The following is a 16,459-nucleotide window of genomic DNA, read 5'->3' as shown; positions in this document are numbered from 1 at the left end:
GTGCGCCCAGGGGGGACCAGGGGGGAATCGCATGTACGACAGCAGGGGGGCCCGTGCGTCCGCGCGGGCGTCGGCGGCGGTGGTGCTGGGGGCGGCACTGCTGCTCGCCGGATGCTCGGACGGCGGCGGGGACGACCACGGCGACCCGGGGGCCCGCATCACCCAACAGCCCAAGGCCGCCGACCCGTTCTGGGTGAACCCGGACGGCACCGCGGCCCGCCAGGTCGCCGCCTACGAGAAGTCCGGCAAGAAGACCGAGGCCGCGCAGATCCGCAGGATCGCCGAGCAGCCGATGGGGGAGTGGATCGGCCCGGAGAACCCGGAGAAGGAGGCGCGCGGCTTCACCGAGGCCGCCGAGAAGTCCGACCGCACGGCCCTGCTCGTCCTCTACGACATCCCGCACCGCGACTGCGGCCAGTACTCCCAGGGCGGCGCCGCCGACGGCAACGCCTACCGCGCCTGGATCGACGGTGTGGCCCGGGGCATCGAGGACCGCTCCGCCATCGTGATCCTGGAACCGGACGCCGTACTCCACCTCGCGGACGGCTGCACCCCCGCCCAGTTCCACGAGGAGCGCTACGACCTCCTCAAGGGCGCGATCGCCAGGCTCAAGTCCCTGAAGAACACCAAGGTCTACCTGGACGCGGGCAACGCCGGCTGGGGCCACCCCGACCAGATCTTCCAGCCCCTCCGGCAGGCCGGCATCGACCAGGCCGACGGCTTCTCCGTCAACGTCTCCAACTTCTACTCCACCCAGGACTCCATCGCCTACGGCAAGCAGCTCTCGGCGAAGGTGGGCGACAAGCACTTCGTCATCGACACCAGCCGCAACGGCAACGGCCCCTACACCGGCGGCGACCCGGCCCAGCGCTGGTGCAACCCGCCGGGCCGGGCCCTGGGAGAAACCCCGACGACGAAGACGGCCGACCCCCTGGTGGACGCCTACCTGTGGGTCAAACGGCCGGGGGAGTCGGACGGCACGTGCAAGGGGGGACCGAAGGCGGGGGACTGGTGGGCCACCTACGCCCTTGAACTGGCGAAGAACAGCCGGCCTTGAGGGGTGCGGGCTACGGCACCCGCACCCACTGCGCCTTCGAAGGCGTCCCCTGGTCATCGTCCACGAACAGCATGTACCACCCGGACTGCACCAGGTTCCGGTTCTTCGGCACCGTCACCGTGATCTTGTTCCCGGCCGTCTTGAAGTCCAACGCGATCGACCGCTGATCCACATCCGTCACATGCGTGGACGCGCTCGGCCGAATCAACCGCACCTTCTTGATGCCGGCCGCGTGATCCGACGTGAACGTCCCCGAAGCTCCGCGGGCAATCGTCCGCGGACCTCCGCCGAGCGTCGGCCGCGAGTCCCGGTACAGATACGGCGGCGTGTAGATCTCGATGCGCTGCTCGAACTTCCCCGGCTTGGTGTTCGCCTTGTCGCCGTACAGCGAGTCGGACCCGAAGAACATCACCCGCCCGTCCGGCAGCAGGATCGACCCGGAATGGTAGTTCCGCCCCACCAGCGGATCCGCAACCCGGGTGAAGCTGTTGCTGTCGGGGTGGTACAGCCGCGCCTGCAGGATGTCGGAGTCGCTGCGCCCCCGGTAGTCCTCCGAGCCACCGGAGACCAGCACCGTGTCGTCGGGCAGCACCGAGGACTGCGGATAGCGCGTGCCCTTCTCCAGTTCCGGACCGTCCACGAACTCCGGCTTCTTCGCCTTCAGGTCGATCAGCCGGGTCCTCTTGCTGGACAGCTTCGACTCACCGACGCCGCCACCCCCGATCACCATGAACTTCTCGTTCTGCGCCGGAGGCAGCAGCACCGTCCCGGACGTCTCCATCATGTTCGCGTCGCTCAGCCCCGGCAGCTTGGTGAACTTGTTGGTGTCCACGTCCCAGATGCCGGGCTCACGGCCGACGTTGTCCGGTCCGTACCCCGCGTTCGAACCCGAGTAGAAGATCTTCCCGTTCTGCATCAGGAACAGCGCCGGATACGTCGGGAACTGCCGGACCGTCTTGGTGTACGTCCACTTCCTGGTCTTCGGGTCGAAGACCTCGTTCTTGCCCGGCACCAGCTGACCGATGTCGTCGAGGCCGGAGACACTGAGGATCCTGCCGTCCGACAGGGTGGTGAGCGTCGGGTACCAGCGGGCCTCGTTCATCGGGTCGACCTTGATGTACCGCTCGGCGACCGGGTCGAACTCGTAGGCGTCCTTGATCCCCTCGAAGTCCTTCTTGTCGAGGGCGAGTTTCTGCGCGATGCCGTAGGTGTTGCGCGCGTCGGCGCCGGTCAGGCCCTGGATCCGGTAGTTGTCCTGGGTGCCGGTCTCGTACTGGCTGCCCTCGGCTTGCGCCTCGACGTAGACACGGCCGTAACCGGGGTTGTTCCGCAGCCACTTGCCGGTCTTGTCGAAGACCTTCGTGGCGCGCGGGACCAGCACCGGGTCCTGGGAGACGAACGTCTTGCCGTTCTGCCTGCCGGTGAACCTGGTGCCCGCGGGCAGGGTGATCGGCTTGTCCGGGTTCTCGTTGTAGAGGATCATGACGCCGCCGGCCTTCTTGACGTCACCCTTGAGCTTCTCGTACTGCTTGGTGCCGCCCGCGATCAGCAGGTTGCCGTTGGCGAGCTGGGTGTGGCCGGTGCAGAACAGGTCGTTGGGCGTGGGGATCTTCTTGATCGTGCCCTTGACCGGGTCCCAGATCCGGGTGTCGAACTTCTTCTTGTCGAAGTTGTCCTGGTTGTTGCCCGAGCCGGCGACCAGCAGCACCTTGCCGGTGTGCAGGAGCGCCGCGTGGATGGTGTCCTGGCGGTACTCCGGAGGGAACTCGATGATGTCCCAGTGGCCGTTCTCGGCCTTGTACTCTGGTCTGTTGATCTTGTAGTGGTGGTACTGCGCGGTGCCGAAGCGGTAGAGCCACGGCCCGTTCATCCCGGCCAGCGCGAGTACCACCGCCGTACCGATCGCGAGCCTGCGGGCGCGACGGCGGCCGGCCTGGTCCTTCATTCCTTATGTCCCCCAAGTCCGCCAAGGGCGATCTGCATGGTCTGCTCGTTCTCCCCGGTCCGGTCCGCGCCCCGGCCCTCGTGCTGCTCGCCGGCCGCCCAGGTGGGCCGCTTCAGGGGCAGATGGGCCGCGTACGCCGCGGGCACCGCGTCCTGCGGTTCGGTGGCCCCCGTGGCCGCCGCCGGCTTCGGCCTCTTCCGCTCCTGCCGCAGCGTGTAGCGCCAGGCGAAGATCGGTGAGGCGGTGATCAGCAGGGCGAAGGACGCCCAGGTGATCATCGCGGGGTGCGAGTGCCCGAGCACGAAGCCGGCGGCGAGCGAGCCGGCGAAGACCAGGATGAAGAACCAGTGGACCCGGAACGTCCCGAACAGCGTATCGGGGCTTGCCGACTCACCCTTCGGCGTGACCACGAACCTGCTCTTGCGGCGCAGTACGGCGTCCATGAGGGAGCGCGCGTAGATCGGCGCGGACAGGGCGGACATCACCATGCCCGCGACGCCGCCGGAGCCCTCCGGCTCGTGCGGGGAGACGTTGTGCCGCCGGTTCCAGATGTACAGGCCGATCTGGAGGGCGGAGGCGTTGCCGTAGAGCATCAGCCACACGGTCGGGTCGATGTTCACGCCCGAGGCGCCGAGGCCCAGGAACAGGGCGCAACTCAGGGCTGCGAGGATCCAGTTGAGGGCGGACATCGGATAGAAGACGATCATCATCGTGTAGTTGAAGAGCTTGCCGGGCGGCAGCGAGAAGAAGCCCTTCCAGTACTGCTTGAGGATCGTCTCGTAGGTGCCCCGTGACCAGCGCAGCTGCTGCGTGAAGAAGTCCGTCCAGGCGTTCGGGCCCTCGCCGACGGCGAGCACGTCCGGGGTGTAGACGGACTTCCACTTCCTTCCCGTCGCCGGGTTCTTGGCGCGGTGCATCTCGAAGCCGGTCGCCATGTCCTCGGTGATGGAGTCGTACAGGCCGCCGATCTGTTTGATGGCGCTGATGCGCACGGCGTTGGACGTGCCGACGAACATCGGGGCGCCGTAGCGGTTGCCGGCGCGCTGGATCAGGGCGTGGAAGAGGAACTGCTGGGACTCGGCGGCCTTGGTGACGAAGGTGTCGTAGTTGCCGTACACCTGCGGGCCGATGACGAAGCCGACGTCCGGGTCGCGGAAGTACCCGAGCATCCGCTCCAGGTAGTTGGGCAGCGGCACGTGGTCGGTGTCGACCGAGGCGAAGAAGTCGTAGTCGCCGCCGTGCGCCTCCAGCCAGGCGTTGTAGTTGCCGTGCTTGGTCTTGGCGCGGTGCGCTCCCTTGGGCCGGTTCCACCGCTCGACGCCCTTGCGGGTGAAGTGGTGCACGCCGAGCCGGGCGCAGACCTCCTTGACCTCCGGGTCGTCGCCCTCGTCCAGCAACCACACGTGCAGCAGGCCCCGGTGGCGCAGCTTCACCGCCGCCTCCAGGGTCTTCGTCACCATCTCCAGCGGCTCCTTGCCGGGCACATAGGTGGTGAGGAAGGCGACCGAGGTGCCGGCTTCGGGGACCACCGGGACCGGGTCGCGGGCGACAAGGGTGGCGTGCGCGTTGGACAGCACGTTCATGCAGCGGAAGAACTCGATCAGGCCGATCGAGACGAGCATGACGACGTCGAGCGCCGGCAGGAAGTCGTAGGCGGGATAGTCGCGTTCGGTCCAGTGCTCGGGCTGCAGCAGCCAGAACAGCAGGACCAGGGAGAGCACGGGGGCCGCGCCCAGCATGAGCGCGGCACGGATGCGGTGCGGCTCCTGCGAGAGCAGCGACCGGTACTGCACCTGGTACGGCTTGGTCGGGTCGGGCTGGGTGAGGGGGCCCGCGAGCCGGCTGTAGTGCTCGTAGTCGTATCTCGGCAGGCTCTTCCTGATCCGGCGGAACTGGCCCGTCCGGTGGCCGATCACCCTGAGCTGTGTGGTCTGTGACGGGTCGTCGTGAACGTGGCTCTGTCCGGCGCCCGACGGCGTCGACGTCATGAGTCATTCCCCCCACACGCAGGTCACCGCGTGTTCGATTGCTGTGGTGGCTCGCAGTCCCCACGTCTTCCCCACCTCATAGACACGGGACCGCGCCCTTCCGGTTGCGTTGATGCCCCCCTCGGCATCGGTTCATGAGCGGGGCCCCCCTCCCCGCCGTCCGTCAACCGTTTGCTTCCCCCCAACTCCCGCCAAACGACGACAGCTTGGACATCCAGAGTTCTACGGCGCTCCGCATGATCGCAAGACGCGAAACGCGGTGTTTACCGGTCAAACCCGTTCATTGTGGCGCGGGTGGGGCTCGGGAGACGGGGGCGCGCCGGTGGTCCCAGAGGGCCGGGGTGTGCCGGGTGTCTCGGAGGGCCGGGGTGCGCCGCTGGTGGACAGGCGGACGCGGACGTTGCCGAAGTGATCTCTTATGGCCTCCTCCGCCCGCAGTGAGTCGCCGGACCGGACCGCGTCCAGGATCTCCCGGTGCTGGCGGCAGGTGACCCTGGGGTCTTGCGGCACGTCCACCAGATCCCGCTGCACCCGGTGGAAGGCGTCCCAGAACGCCTCCAGCACCTCGCTCAGCAACACGTTGTCCAGCCCCCGGTAGAGGGTGGCGTGAAAGGCCCGGTCGGTCTCGGCGAGGCCCGCCCCCTCGGCGGCCTCCTGTTCCATACGGTTCACGAGGGCGTCCAGTTCAACGAGGTCCGCCTCGGGCAGTCGCCCGGCGAGCCGCGAGACCAGCCCGGTCTCCACGGCCTCGCGCAGCTCCAGCAGCTGCAGCAGGGAGTCCTCGCCGCGGTAGTGCCCGGCGACGGTGCGGAAGGCAAGCCCCTCGATCATGGGCGCGAACGACATCGAGCCGACGTACGTCCCGAACCCGTGCCGGATCTCCACGATCCCCATCGCCTGCAGCGCCTTCAGGGCCTCGCGCACGGAGTTCCGGCTCGCGCCGAGGTACTCCATCAGTTCGGGCTCGGTCGGCAGCGGGGCACCCGAGGGCAGCCGTCGGTCGACGATCAGCTTCTTGATCCGCTCCTGGAGGTCCCGGGCTGCCATGGCCAGAGGGTATCCGGCCAGTCGTGGGGAAGGCTCTGTTCCGGACAGGGGTGATTTTCGGACATGCGAAGGGCCTCGCTTTCGCGAGGGGCCTTCCGGCGGGGGGTGTGGGTGGCGGAGCCCCCACTACGGGCGGCTCAGTCGCGCGATAAACAGAGATGGCGAGCCAGGTCCGCGTTTTTTGCGGACGTGGCTCGCCATCGTCATCGTGCGCCGCCAGGGACTCGAACCCCGGACCCGCTGATTAAGAGTCAGCTGCTCTAACCAACTGAGCTAGCGGCGCCTGCTGACGGAGATAACTCTACCTGACCTTGAGGGGTGCCCATGACCACCCCCAGGTGACCGGTCGGCGGCGCGGAGGGGCGTGTACATCATTCGGACCGTCAATGTGGCAGTCCGGCGGCGAGTTGGGAAACTGACCAACGTGCACACTCGCGGACAAATCAGCTCGGAATGTGAGGCAGATCGCATGACGGCTCCGGCCTTCGAGGAATTCGACCCCGCCGCCGACTGTGACTGCGCCGGCTGCGCCCAGGGGCGGCGGGCCGGTCCCCGCACGTCGTCCGGCCGCCCCGGCGCCCGCCCGGCGGCCTGCGGGATCGTGGCCGTGGCCGCCGCGTCCGCCGTCCTCGGTACGGCCGGCCCGGCCGCCGGCGCCGTCACCCCCGGCCGCCCTGCCTCGGCGCGCCCGGGCGTCCCCGGCGACGGCGAGCCCGACACCCCGCAGGGCACCCGGGCCCCGCTGCACGGCCCCAAGGGCACACCGGCGGGGCCGGGCACCGCCCCGATTCCCGCCACCACCCGGACCAAGATCATCAACCGGGCCAAGGTCTGGGTGGCCGCCCAGGTGCCGTACAGCATGAGCGACTACTGGACCGACGGTTACCGGCAGGACTGCTCCGGCTATGTCTCCATGGCCTGGGGCCTGCCGGGCAACGAGTGGACGGGCAGCCTTGACCAGTTCGCCGTGAAGATCGCCAAGGAGGAGCTGGAGCCCGGCGACATCCTGCTGCACCACAACCCCGACAACCCCGAGCGAGGCTCTCACGTGGTGATCTTCGGCGGCTGGACGGACTACACGCACACCTACTACACGGTCTACGAGCAGACACCCCCGCGCACCCGCAGCCAGGCCACCCCGTATCCCTACTGGAGCAACGCCGGCAAATACGTCCCCTACCGCTACAAGGGCCTGCCCTCCGGCAAGGAGGGCGCGCGGCCGGCGTCGGTCGGGAAGCGGGTCCTCCATCCGGGTGCCGCCCACGTCCGCCCGGGTGCTGGCAACAAGTACGTCGCCCTGCTCGGCCGGATGCTGATCGCCAAGGGCGGCAGGCCGTACCACACCCGGGGTCCCCTCACCCCGGCAGCGGCAGCGCCCGCCCGGCCCGCCTCCCAAGGGGTGCCGGCCTCGCGGGGAGTGCCGGCCTCGCACGGGGTGCCCGGCTATCCGGGCCGGAACCGCTTCCGTCCGGGTGAGGAGAACGCGTACATCACGCAGTTGGGCCGCCGACTGGTGGAGAAAGGATTCGGCAGGTTCTACCCCGCAGGCCCCGGTCCGCGCTGGGGCGAGGCCGACCGGCGTGCGGTGGAGGCCTTCCAGCGCGCCCAGGGCTGGCGCGGCGGCGCGGCAGACGGCTACCCGGGCCCGGAAACCTGGCGCCGCCTGTTCGCGGAGGTGGACCCCGACCATGTGGCGGGCACGTGACCACCGGGTCGCGTGACCGCTTTCGGACCGCGGGCCGCGTGACCGGCCTCCGGTCATCCGGCCACTCACCGGCCACCCGGCCGCGGCGGCAGGCCGATCGACCACCCGTACACACCACCGCTCGCGACCCCGAGCACGTTGTTCCCGACCCCGAACTCGACCCAAGGGCGGCCCCTCACCGACCGGAGCCCCCTGCCCGTCCGACCCGACCCCCTGTACACGACGTATCTAGCGCGGAGGCTGGAGGCACGCATGAGTACGACCACGTCACACACACCGCCCGAATCCGAGGGACAGCCGGAGGGCGCCCTGGAGCCGGACGGGCGTCCGGAGCGGCTGGTTCACGACGGGGCGACCACCGAGATCCCCGTCAATCTGCTCTTCCGCGACGACCCCGACCCGCAGAACCCGGTGACGGTGCCGCTCAAGCCCGCCCTGGTGATTCGCCGGCAGGGCACCGGCGAGCAGCCGCGCCCGACACTCCCGGCGCCGGTGCGCCGCAGGCCGCTGCCGGAGGTCGACCCGGAACTTCAGGAGCGCCCGGCGGCGGTGCTGCCGGGGGCGGCCGGGGTCCTGGCCGGGGCGTTCGGGATCACCGGCTGTCTGGCCACGTCCTGGTGGGCGGGGCTGCTCCCGCCGGCCGCGGTGGAGGCGCTGCGGCTGCCCGCGTCCCTGGGCGCGGGGTTCGGTCCGGCGCAGTGGGCGGCGTACGCCGGGGCCAGCGCGCTCGGGATCCTGGGCTTCGGCGGGCTGACCCGGGGGCGGACCGGACGGGCCTGGGTGCTCGGCCGGTTCGGCCGCTACCGGGGGACAGTACGGCGCACCGGGCTGCTCTGGGTGAACCCGCTGCTGCCGCGCCATCGGGTCGATGTGCGGCTGCGGCACTGGCGCAGCCAGGCGATGCCGGCGTCGGATCCCGACGGGATGCCGCTCAGGGTGGTGGTGCTGGTGGTGTGGCGGATGCGGGACACCGCGCGGGCGGTGCTCGGCATCGAGGACCACGAGACATATCTGCGCGAGTGCGTGGAGGCGGCGCTGGCCCGGGTGCCGGTGAAGCCGGCGGACAGGGCGGGCGGCGAGGCGCCCGCGGCCGGGGACGCGCTGACCCGGCTGGTGGCGGAGGAGACCGCGCCGGTCGGCCTGGAGGTGTTCTCGGTGCAGCCGCTCGCGGTGGAGTACGCCCCGGAGGTCGCCGGCGCGGTGCACCGGCGCCGGATCGCCGAGCTGGATGCCCGGCAGCGGGCCGGGATGCTGGACTCGGTGCTGGACTCGGTGGAGGAGACGGTGAACCGGCTGACCGCGCGTGGCCTGGTCGAACTCGACGACTACGAGCGGAAGGTCCTGGTGCGGGACCTGACGGTGGCCTTCTGCGCGGGGCGCGGGGAGCCGTCGTAGGCCGCGAGGGAGCCGTCGCGGCCCGGTCTGCGATTGGTATGGACATGCTCAACTAGCGGCAATAGCCTGGCACTTGGTCTAGACCTACCTGCACAGCTCACCGAACTCCCCACGTTCTCCAGGAGCGGCAGTATGCACACCAGGACCAGGTTGTCCGCGGTCGTGCTGGGCGTGGTGACCGCCGGAGCGTTCGCGCTCTCCACCGGCGGCGCCAGCGGGCACGGCTACACCGACCTCCCCGTCAGCAGGCAGAAGCTCTGCGCCAACGGCACGGTGACGGGCTGCGGTGACATCCAGTACGAGCCACAGAGCGTCGAGGGTCCCAAGGGCTTCCCGGCCGCGGGACCCGCCGACGGCCAGATCTGCAACGGCGGCCTGAGCCGGTTCGCCCAGCTCAGCTCGCCGACAACCCCGTCCGGCGGAGCCTGGCCCACCACAAGGGTGACCGGCGGCCAGACGTACACCTTCCGCTGGCAGTTCACCGCCCAGCACGCCACGACGGACTTCAAGTACTACGTCACCAAGCAGGGCTGGAACCAGAATCACCCCCTGTCCCGCTCGGACCTCAACCTCACCCCGTTCCTGACGGTCCCGTACAACGGCCAGCGCCCGCCGGCCACCCTCAGCCACAGCGGCACCCTGCCGAGCGGGCTGAGCGGGCACCACGTCATCCTCGCGGTGTGGACGATCGCCGACACGGGCAACGCGTTCTATGCCTGTTCGGACGTCACCTTCTGAGGACCGTTCCGCCACAGCACGGAAACTGAGGTTCCCTTGAGGCCGGCCGCCCCTACCCACGGGTACGTTCCTCGCACGCCGGCCGAGCGGGACGGCGTACCGACCTCGGGGGGACCTCATGTTCGAGCTGCTTTTCTACGTCGTGCCCGCGCTCATGATCGCCCTGGCGGTCTTCGCCCTGGTCAGGCTCCTGCGCAGATCGCGGGAGGTGCGCCGGGCCTGGAACGGCGGGCTGACGGCCGAGGCGCGCTGCCTGCGGACGTACACCACGACCGGCGGCGGCGGTGAGACCTCCGTGAGCACGACGCTCCACCACGTGTACGAGTTCACCACCCGCGAGGGCCGTACCGTCCGCTTCGAGGAGACCAACGGGCCGGGGACGCGGGTCGAGGGCGACATCGTCACCGTGCACTACACAGCCGAGCGACCCGAACGGGCGACGGCGCACGCCCCGGCGCGTGGGAGGCTCGCCGCCGAGTCCGGCTGCTTGGTGGCGTTCTTCGGCGTGTTCATCGCGGGCTGCGTCACCTTCATGGTGGTCGCCCACGCGGTCTTCTCGATGGCGGACGGCTTCCTGCCCTAGTCTCCCTATCTGACGTCATGTCAGTTACCGTGCGCCTCCATGGAGTCCATGACGCGCACGGTCGCCGAGCTGGTCGCCGCGCGGTGGGACGACCACCGGCCGGGGCTCAGGTGCGAGGACCGCACGCTGACGCAGCACCAGGTCGCCGCGGGCGCCGCCGCCCGCGCGGCACTCCTGGCCGACCTGCTGCCCCCGGGCGCCGTACCGCATGTCGGCGTGCTCCTCGACAACACCGAGGAGTTCCCGCTCTGGCTCGGCGCCGCCGCCCTGGCCGGCGCGGCCGTCGCCGGGATCAATCCCACCCGCCGGGGCCCCGAACTGGCCCGGGACATCCTGCACACCGAGTGCCCGCTCCTGGTCACCGAGCGGGCCCACCTGCCCCTGCTGGCAGGGCTCGGCCTTCCATGGGGGTCCCCCCGCGCGAGCGCAGTCGAGCGTGGGGGAGTACGGCTGCTCGTCACGGACTCCCCCGAGTACGCCGCCCTCCTCGCCCCCTACGCCGACGCCGTGCCCGACCCCTCCCGCGCCGCCCCCGCCGACCGGCTGCTGCTGTACTTCACCTCCGGCTCGACCGGCGCCCCCAAGGCCGCGCTCTGCTCCCAGGGCCGGCTGGCGGCGGCCGGGCAGGCGCTGGTGCGGCAGTTCGGGGTGCGCGCGGACGACGTGCACTACATCTGCATGCCGATGTTCCACGGCAACGCGGTGATCGCCGACTGGGCGCCCGCGCTGGCCGCCGGCGCGGGGGTCGCGCTGCGGCGGCGGTTCTCGGCGTCCCGGTTCCTGCCGGACGTGCGCCGGTTCGGGGCGACGTACTTCACCTACGTCGGGCGGGCCGTCCAGTACGTCCTCGCCACCGAGGAGCGCGTGGACGACCGCGACAACCCGCTGCGGCTCGGGTTCGGCACGGAGGCGGGTGCGGTGGACGCGGCCGCCTTCGAGCGGCGGTTCGGGGTCCGGCTGGTGGAGGGGTACGGTTCGTCCGAGGGCGGCGCGGCGATCCAGTGGGCGCCGGGCACGCCGCAGGGCGCGGTGGGACCGGCCGGGCCCGGCCTGGTGGTGCTCGACCCCGCCACCGGGCGCGAGTGCCCGCCGGCCGTGTTCGACTCGGCCGGGCGGCTGCTCAACGGCGAGGAGGCGATCGGCGAGCTGGTGAACCGGGGGCCGAACCCCTTCGAGGGGTACTGGAGGAATCCGGCCGCCGAGGCCGAGCGGCGCAGGGGCGGGGCGTACTGGACCGGTGATCTGTTCTACCGGGACGCCGACGGCTATCTGTACTTCGCGGGCCGTACCGACGACCGGATCCGTGTCGACGGGGAGAACCTGGCCGCCGCGATGATCGAGAACATCGTCGCCCGGTACGAGGGCGCGGTGGCCGTCGCCGTGTACGCGGTGCCGGACCCGGTGACCGGGGACCAGGTGATGGCGACGATCGCCGGCACCTTCGATCCGGTCGGCTTCACGGAGTTCCTGGCGGCCCAGCCGGACCTGGGGACGAAGATGGCGCCCCGGTTCGTGCGGGTGGTGGAGCGGATGCCGGTGACGGCCACGAACAAGATCCACCGGGCACTGCTGCGGCGGGAGGGGTATGCGTGCGCCGACCCGGTGTGGTGGCGGCCACAGGGGGAGGAGGGGTACCGGAGGCTCACGGACGCGGATACCGAAGGGGGTGTGGGTGGCGAAGCCCCCACTACGCGCGGCGCAGCCGCGCAATAACAGAGATGGCGAGCCAGGTCCGCGTTTTTTGCGGACGTGGCTCGCCATCGTCATCGTGCGCCGCCAGGGACTCGAACCCCGGACCCGCTGATTAAGAGTCAGCTGCTCTAACCAACTGAGCTAGCGGCGCATGACTCCCGCCCGCCGCGGTTTTTCTCTCCGCGGCTGGCGACGAAGAAAATACTACCTGGTCCGCGGGGGTGGTTGTGACCACCCCCGGACCGGCTAGATCGTCAGCGAGAGCAGTACCGGGGCCGCGCTGCGGTTCAGCGTGTCCGCCGCCTGCTTCAGCCGGTGTGCGTGCTCCACGGGAAGCGACAGCGCCAGGCAGCCCACCGACGCGCCCGCCGTGATCGGGACCGCCGCGCAGACCGTGCCGATGGCGTACTCCTGGAGGTCCAGGACGGGCACGGTCGGCGGCTGGGACTCCAGGCGGGACAGCAGCAGCTTGTCGCTGGTGATGGTGCGCGAGGTGAGGCGGGCCATCTTGTGCCGGGAGAGGTGGTCGCGGCGGGCGTTGTGGTCCAGCTGGGTGAGCAGGCTCTTGCCGACGGCCGTGGCGTGGGCGGCCGTGCGGAAGTCGACCCACTCGTTGACCGCCGGGGTGGTGGGCCCGGCGGCGTACTGGGTGACCTTGACCTCGCCGTCGACGTACCGGCTCATGTAGACCGCCGCGCCGACCGAGTCGCGCAGCCGGTCCAGGGTGTGCTGGAGCTTCTCGCGCAGCGCCCGCTCCCGGTCGTGCGCGGAGGTGAGGCGGCGCAGGGTGTCGCCGGTCACGTACGACCCGTCGGCGATCTGCTCGACATAGCCCTCCCGGCGCAGCATGAGCAGCAGGGCGGTGAGCCGCTCTGGGTCGAGGCCCGTGCGGCGGGCCAGCTCGGTGTCGGTGACGCCGGCGCAGTGGCCGGCGACGGTCTCCAGTACGCGCAGGGCGTACTGGGCGGAGTGGTACGGGGCGGTCGGCTCGTTCATCAGCGCCACGGTGTTCCCCCTGCGCTCGCTCGCCTGTGTGCCGCGAGATCCTGGTCGGTGGATCGCTACCACGATAACGGGCAAACCCGGTCCGGGGAGAGGGGGTTGGCGAGATTCTTGCGCCCGCCCGACCCCTCCCAGCTGCGACGCAGACCCTCTGGCATATGCCAAAGTCATGACCCAGCGGTTGGACCTCGGTATCTTCCGGATCCAGGCGCCGCAGTCACAGGACCGCGCTGAGGAATTCCCGGGTGCGGTCCTGCTCCGGCTCGTTGAAGATCTGCTCCGGGGAGCCCGATTCGATCACCCGGCCGCCGTCGAACATCAGCACCCGGTCGGAGATGTCGCGGGCGAAACCCATCTCGTGGGTCACGCAGAGCATGGTGATGTCGGTGCTGCGCGCGATGTCCCTGAGCACGTCGAGGACGCCCGCGACCAGCTCCGGGTCGAGCGCGGAGGTCACCTCGTCCAGCAGCAGCACCTGCGGCCGCATCGCCAGCGCCCGGGCGATCGCCACCCGCTGCTGCTGTCCGCCGGAGAGCCGGGTCGGCTTCGCGTCGCACTTGTCGGTCAGCCCCACCAGCTCCAGCAGCTCCCGGGCGCGCTCCTCGGCCTCGTCCCTGGACATCCCGAGGACCTGCACCGGCGCCTCGGTGATGTTCCGCAGCACGCTCATGTTCGGGAACAGGTTGAACTGCTGGAAGACCATGCCGATCTTCTTGCGGACCTCGCGGACCTGCTTCTCCGGCGCCGGGAACAGCTGCTCCCCGTCGACGGTGATCGTGCCCTCGTCGGGCTTGGTGAGGGTCATCAGGAGCCTCAGGATCGTGGTCTTGCCGGATCCGGACGGGCCGATCAGGGTCACGTGCCGGCCGGCGTCGACGGAGAAGTCCAGCCGGTCGAGCACGGTGTTGGCGCCGAACCGCTTGGTGACGTTCTGCAGGCGGATCAGCTCGGTGGGCTGGGCGTCGGTGGGGGAGGGCTGCGGACGGGTCTCAACGGACAAGGCGTCGCTCCAGAGCTCGCAGGAGAAGGGAGGCCAGATAGGAGATGAGGATGAAGGCCACACCGATCACGGTGACCGGCTCGGTGAACTGGAAGTGCTGCTGGGAGAAGAGCCGGGCCTGGCCGAGCATCTCCAGCACGGTGATCACCATCAGCATCGGCGTGTCCTTGAGCATGGAGATCACGTAGTTGCCGAGCGCGGGGACCACGCGGCGGATGGCCTGCGGCAGGATCACCGCGGTCCAGGTCCGCCGCCGCGGCAGGTTCAGCGCGGTCGCCGCCTCCCACTGGCCGGCGGGCACCGCCTCGATACCGGCCCGGTAGACCTGCATGGTGTACGTCGAGTAGTGCAGGCCGATCGCGAAGACACCGGTGGTCAGCGCGGAGAAGGTCACGTTCCACTCGGGCAGCACGTAGAACAGGAAGAACAGCTGGACCAGCAGCGGGGTGTTGCGCACGAACTCCGTGACCACCCCGACCGGCCAGCGCACCCACCGGCTCGGCGTCCGCATCAGCAGCGCCCACACCAGGCCCAGGCTGAAGGACAGCAGCGAACCGAGGGCCAGGGCCTCCAGGGTGACCCGCAGCCCGTCCCAGAAGTGCGGCATGAACTCGCTGACGGCGTTCCAGTCCCACTTCATGCGACGCGCCCCCCTACTCCGGTCGTCTGCGCCCGCTTCAGCTCACGCGCCGCCGAGAACGTCCCGGCGTCCTTGCCGATCCCGGCCTTCAGCCGCTTCTCCAGGCCCCGCATCAGCCGCGTGATCAGGAAGGCGATCACGAAGTAGATCAGCAGCACGTAGGTGTAGATCTCCGCGCTCTGCTGCAGCGCGAGCCGGACCAGATTCGCGCTGAACGTCAGATCGCCCATGCCCATCACCGACACCAGCGCGGTGCCCTTGAGCAGCTCGACCAGCAGATTGCAGAAGGGCGGGATCATCTCCGGCACCGCCTGCGGCAGCAGGATCAGCCGCAGCCGCTGGACCGGGGTGAAGCTGAGCGCTATGCCGCCCTCCTGCTGCGCCGGATCGACCGACTGCAGCGCGCCGCGCACGATCTCCGAGCCGTACGCGCCGTAGGTCAGCCCGAGCGCCAGCGTGCCCGCCCACATCGGCACCAGCTGCCAGCCGAAGGCGACCGGCAGCACGAAGAACACCCAGAAGATCATCACCAGCGCCGAGGTGCCGCGGAACGCCTCGGTGTAGAAGCCGGCCACGAACCGCACGATCCACAGCCGATGCGTCCGCGCCATGCCGACGACGAAGGACACCGCGGCGGCCAGCAGCGCGCTGAACACCAGCAGCTGGACCGTGGTCCAGACGCCCTTCAGTACCAGTTCCCACAGTCCCGAGGTCATCCGCCGCACAGCTCCTTCGCGGTGAGGTCGGTCATCTCGGCCCTCGTGAACCCGAAGGGCCGAAGGATCCGGAACAACTCCCCACTCTTCTTCAGCTTGCGCAGCTCCACGTTGAAGGCGTCGCGCAGCTTCGTCTCGGTCGGGCGGAACGCGAACGCGCCGCCGTCGACGTGCGGTTTGCCCTTGACCAGGGGCGCGAACGGCCGGGTCGCCCCGGTCTTGGCGGACTTCTTCACGACCTCGCGGGTGGTGAGCGCCGTACCGGCGAAGACGTCGACGCGGCCCGCCTCGACGGCGTTCAGCCCGGCCACCTGGTCCGGGACGATCAGGATGTCGCTCTGCTTGTACCCGGCCTCGACCGCGTACTGGATCTCCGCGTATCCGGTGCCGGTGGCGAACTTGGCCTTCTTCGCGACGACGTCCTTGTAGGAGTGCAACCCCAGCGGATTGCCCTTCCGCACGATGAACGAGTCCAGCATCTGGTAGTCGGGATCGGCGAAGATCACCTGCTCGCAGCGGTCCGGATTGACGTACATCCCGGCCGCCACGACGTCGAACTGCTGCGAGTTGAGCCCCGGGATCAGCGAGCCGAACTCGGTGGGCACCGGCTGGACCCGGTCGACCCCGAGCCGTTTGAAGATCACCTTGGCCAGCTCGGGCGCCTCGCCGGTGAGTTGCCCGTCCTTGTCGATGTAGCCGAAGGGGATCTCGCCGGCGATCCCGAGCCGTACGACGCCCTGCGCGCGGAGCCGGTCGAGCAGGTCTCCGCCCTCCTTGCCCGACGCCGCGGCCACCCGGGAGCAGCCCGCCGCGCCGAGCACGCCGAGGGCGGCGAGGCCACCGAGCACCGAACGCCGGGTGTGTCGGGCGTATCTTATTTCCGACCGGAATGTGTGTACGTCGTTCCCAAGTGGTGGAGCCATGGCGGCGCGGCTACCCAAGCGCATCCGG

General features: G+C 70.0%; 14 protein-coding genes and 2 tRNA genes. 6 read left to right on the top strand and 10 right to left on the bottom strand.

Going from position 1 to position 16,459, the window contains the following annotated elements:
* The first annotated feature begins 31 nt into the window (after positions 1-31).
* Entirely contained in the window at positions 32-1,057 is a 1,026-nt protein-coding gene (locus ACIBJF_RS05035; RefSeq protein ID WP_399172286.1) for a glycoside hydrolase family 6 protein, read from the top strand.
* Positions 1,058-1,067: 10 nt separating this feature from the next.
* On the opposite strand, the gene ACIBJF_RS05030 is transcribed toward ACIBJF_RS05035, so the two are convergent.
* From ACIBJF_RS05030 to ACIBJF_RS05015, 4 genes are all read right to left on the bottom strand, one after another.
* Positions 1,068-3,002 carry a galactose oxidase-like domain-containing protein gene (locus ACIBJF_RS05030; RefSeq protein WP_399172285.1) on the bottom strand — a complete coding sequence of 645 codons (1,935 nt, stop codon included), beginning with the start codon at positions 3,000-3,002 and terminating at the stop codon, positions 1,068-1,070.
* On the bottom strand, positions 2,999-4,990 hold the full coding sequence (locus tag ACIBJF_RS05025; protein ID WP_399172284.1) for a glycosyltransferase family 2 protein: 1,992 nt from the start codon (positions 4,988-4,990) through the stop codon (positions 2,999-3,001). Before ACIBJF_RS05025 ends, ACIBJF_RS05030 begins: the two co-directional genes overlap by 4 nt.
* Positions 4,991-5,260: 270 nt before the next feature.
* Positions 5,261-6,037: a FadR/GntR family transcriptional regulator gene (locus ACIBJF_RS05020; protein WP_399172283.1), complete on the bottom strand. Its 777-nt coding sequence runs from the start codon at positions 6,035-6,037 to the stop codon at positions 5,261-5,263.
* A gap of 209 nt (positions 6,038-6,246) precedes the next feature.
* Positions 6,247-6,320: transfer RNA gene (locus tag ACIBJF_RS05015), tRNA-Lys, on the bottom strand.
* Between the two features lie 186 nt (positions 6,321-6,506).
* Here ACIBJF_RS05015 and ACIBJF_RS05010 point away from each other — a divergent pair.
* The 5 genes from ACIBJF_RS05010 (at position 6,507) to ACIBJF_RS04990 (ending at position 12,171) form a co-directional block, all read left to right on the top strand.
* Positions 6,507-7,742, top strand: a complete 1,236-nt coding sequence (locus ACIBJF_RS05010) for a peptidoglycan-binding protein (protein WP_399172282.1) — start codon at positions 6,507-6,509, stop codon at positions 7,740-7,742.
* A gap of 252 nt (positions 7,743-7,994) precedes the next feature.
* Positions 7,995-9,137, top strand: a complete 1,143-nt coding sequence (locus ACIBJF_RS05005; RefSeq protein WP_399172281.1) for an SPFH domain-containing protein — start codon at positions 7,995-7,997, stop codon at positions 9,135-9,137.
* Between the two features lie 132 nt (positions 9,138-9,269).
* Positions 9,270-9,875: a lytic polysaccharide monooxygenase gene (locus ACIBJF_RS05000; RefSeq protein WP_399172280.1), complete on the top strand. Its 606-nt coding sequence runs from the start codon at positions 9,270-9,272 to the stop codon at positions 9,873-9,875.
* A gap of 118 nt (positions 9,876-9,993) precedes the next feature.
* Complete coding sequence (locus ACIBJF_RS04995) at positions 9,994-10,458, top strand: DUF3592 domain-containing protein (RefSeq protein WP_399172279.1); 465 nt, start codon at positions 9,994-9,996, stop codon at positions 10,456-10,458.
* A 39-nt stretch (positions 10,459-10,497) separates the two neighbouring features.
* Positions 10,498-12,171: an AMP-binding protein gene (locus ACIBJF_RS04990; RefSeq protein WP_399172278.1), complete on the top strand. Its 1,674-nt coding sequence runs from the start codon at positions 10,498-10,500 to the stop codon at positions 12,169-12,171.
* Positions 12,172-12,227: 56 nt separating this feature from the next.
* Here the strand turns inward: ACIBJF_RS04990 and ACIBJF_RS04985 are convergent.
* The 6 genes from ACIBJF_RS04985 to ehuB form a co-directional block, all read right to left on the bottom strand.
* Positions 12,228-12,301: transfer RNA gene (locus tag ACIBJF_RS04985), tRNA-Lys, on the bottom strand.
* Positions 12,302-12,396: 95 nt separating this feature from the next.
* On the bottom strand, positions 12,397-13,155 hold the full coding sequence (locus tag ACIBJF_RS04980; RefSeq protein ID WP_399172277.1) for an IclR family transcriptional regulator: 759 nt from the start codon (positions 13,153-13,155) through the stop codon (positions 12,397-12,399).
* A 214-nt stretch (positions 13,156-13,369) separates the two neighbouring features.
* On the bottom strand, positions 13,370-14,152 hold the full coding sequence (gene ehuA, locus ACIBJF_RS04975; RefSeq protein WP_399172276.1) for an ectoine/hydroxyectoine ABC transporter ATP-binding protein EhuA: 783 nt from the start codon (positions 14,150-14,152) through the stop codon (positions 13,370-13,372).
* A complete protein-coding gene (gene ehuD, locus ACIBJF_RS04970) occupies positions 14,142-14,792 on the bottom strand; it encodes an ectoine/hydroxyectoine ABC transporter permease subunit EhuD (protein ID WP_399172275.1) in 651 nt (216 codons plus the stop codon). The genes ehuA and ehuD overlap by 11 nt, the downstream gene beginning before the upstream one ends.
* Positions 14,789-15,508, bottom strand: a complete 720-nt coding sequence (ehuC, locus tag ACIBJF_RS04965; RefSeq protein WP_399172274.1) for an ectoine/hydroxyectoine ABC transporter permease subunit EhuC — start codon at positions 15,506-15,508, stop codon at positions 14,789-14,791. The genes ehuD and ehuC overlap by 4 nt, the downstream gene beginning before the upstream one ends.
* Entirely contained in the window at positions 15,505-16,431 is a 927-nt protein-coding gene (gene ehuB / locus ACIBJF_RS04960) for an ectoine/hydroxyectoine ABC transporter substrate-binding protein EhuB (protein ID WP_399172273.1), read from the bottom strand. The genes ehuC and ehuB overlap by 4 nt, the downstream gene beginning before the upstream one ends.
* Between the last annotated feature and the right edge of the window lie 28 nt (positions 16,432-16,459).

The sequence above is a fragment of the Streptomyces sp. NPDC050743 genome (genome assembly GCF_044456925.1).
Taxonomy (GTDB): Bacteria; Actinomycetota; Actinomycetes; order Streptomycetales; family Streptomycetaceae; genus Streptomyces.
Note: the sequence above shows the minus strand (reverse complement) of the source record. Positions and strands in the feature narration are given on the sequence as shown.

What these genes read in the sequence shown, in the direction of transcription:
- ACIBJF_RS05035 (WP_399172286.1), top strand. Translation starts at nt 32, where the DNA reads ATGTACGACAGCAGGGGGGCCCGTGCGTCCGCGCGGGCGTCGGCGGCG.
- ACIBJF_RS05030 (WP_399172285.1), bottom strand. Translation starts at nt 3,002, where the DNA reads ATGAAGGACCAGGCCGGCCGCCGTCGCGCCCGCAGGCTCGCGATCGGT.
- ACIBJF_RS05025 (WP_399172284.1), bottom strand. Translation starts at nt 4,990, where the DNA reads ATGACGTCGACGCCGTCGGGCGCCGGACAGAGCCACGTTCACGACGAC.
- ACIBJF_RS05020 (WP_399172283.1), bottom strand. Translation starts at nt 6,037, where the DNA reads ATGGCAGCCCGGGACCTCCAGGAGCGGATCAAGAAGCTGATCGTCGAC.
- ACIBJF_RS05010 (WP_399172282.1), top strand. Translation starts at nt 6,507, where the DNA reads ATGACGGCTCCGGCCTTCGAGGAATTCGACCCCGCCGCCGACTGTGAC.
- ACIBJF_RS05005 (WP_399172281.1), top strand. Translation starts at nt 7,995, where the DNA reads ATGAGTACGACCACGTCACACACACCGCCCGAATCCGAGGGACAGCCG.
- ACIBJF_RS05000 (WP_399172280.1), top strand. Translation starts at nt 9,270, where the DNA reads ATGCACACCAGGACCAGGTTGTCCGCGGTCGTGCTGGGCGTGGTGACC.
- ACIBJF_RS04995 (WP_399172279.1), top strand. Translation starts at nt 9,994, where the DNA reads ATGTTCGAGCTGCTTTTCTACGTCGTGCCCGCGCTCATGATCGCCCTG.
- ACIBJF_RS04990 (WP_399172278.1), top strand. Translation starts at nt 10,498, where the DNA reads ATGGAGTCCATGACGCGCACGGTCGCCGAGCTGGTCGCCGCGCGGTGG.
- ehuD (WP_399172275.1), bottom strand. Translation starts at nt 14,792, where the DNA reads ATGAAGTGGGACTGGAACGCCGTCAGCGAGTTCATGCCGCACTTCTGG.
- ehuC (WP_399172274.1), bottom strand. Translation starts at nt 15,508, where the DNA reads ATGACCTCGGGACTGTGGGAACTGGTACTGAAGGGCGTCTGGACCACG.
- ehuB (WP_399172273.1), bottom strand. Translation starts at nt 16,431, where the DNA reads ATGGCTCCACCACTTGGGAACGACGTACACACATTCCGGTCGGAAATA.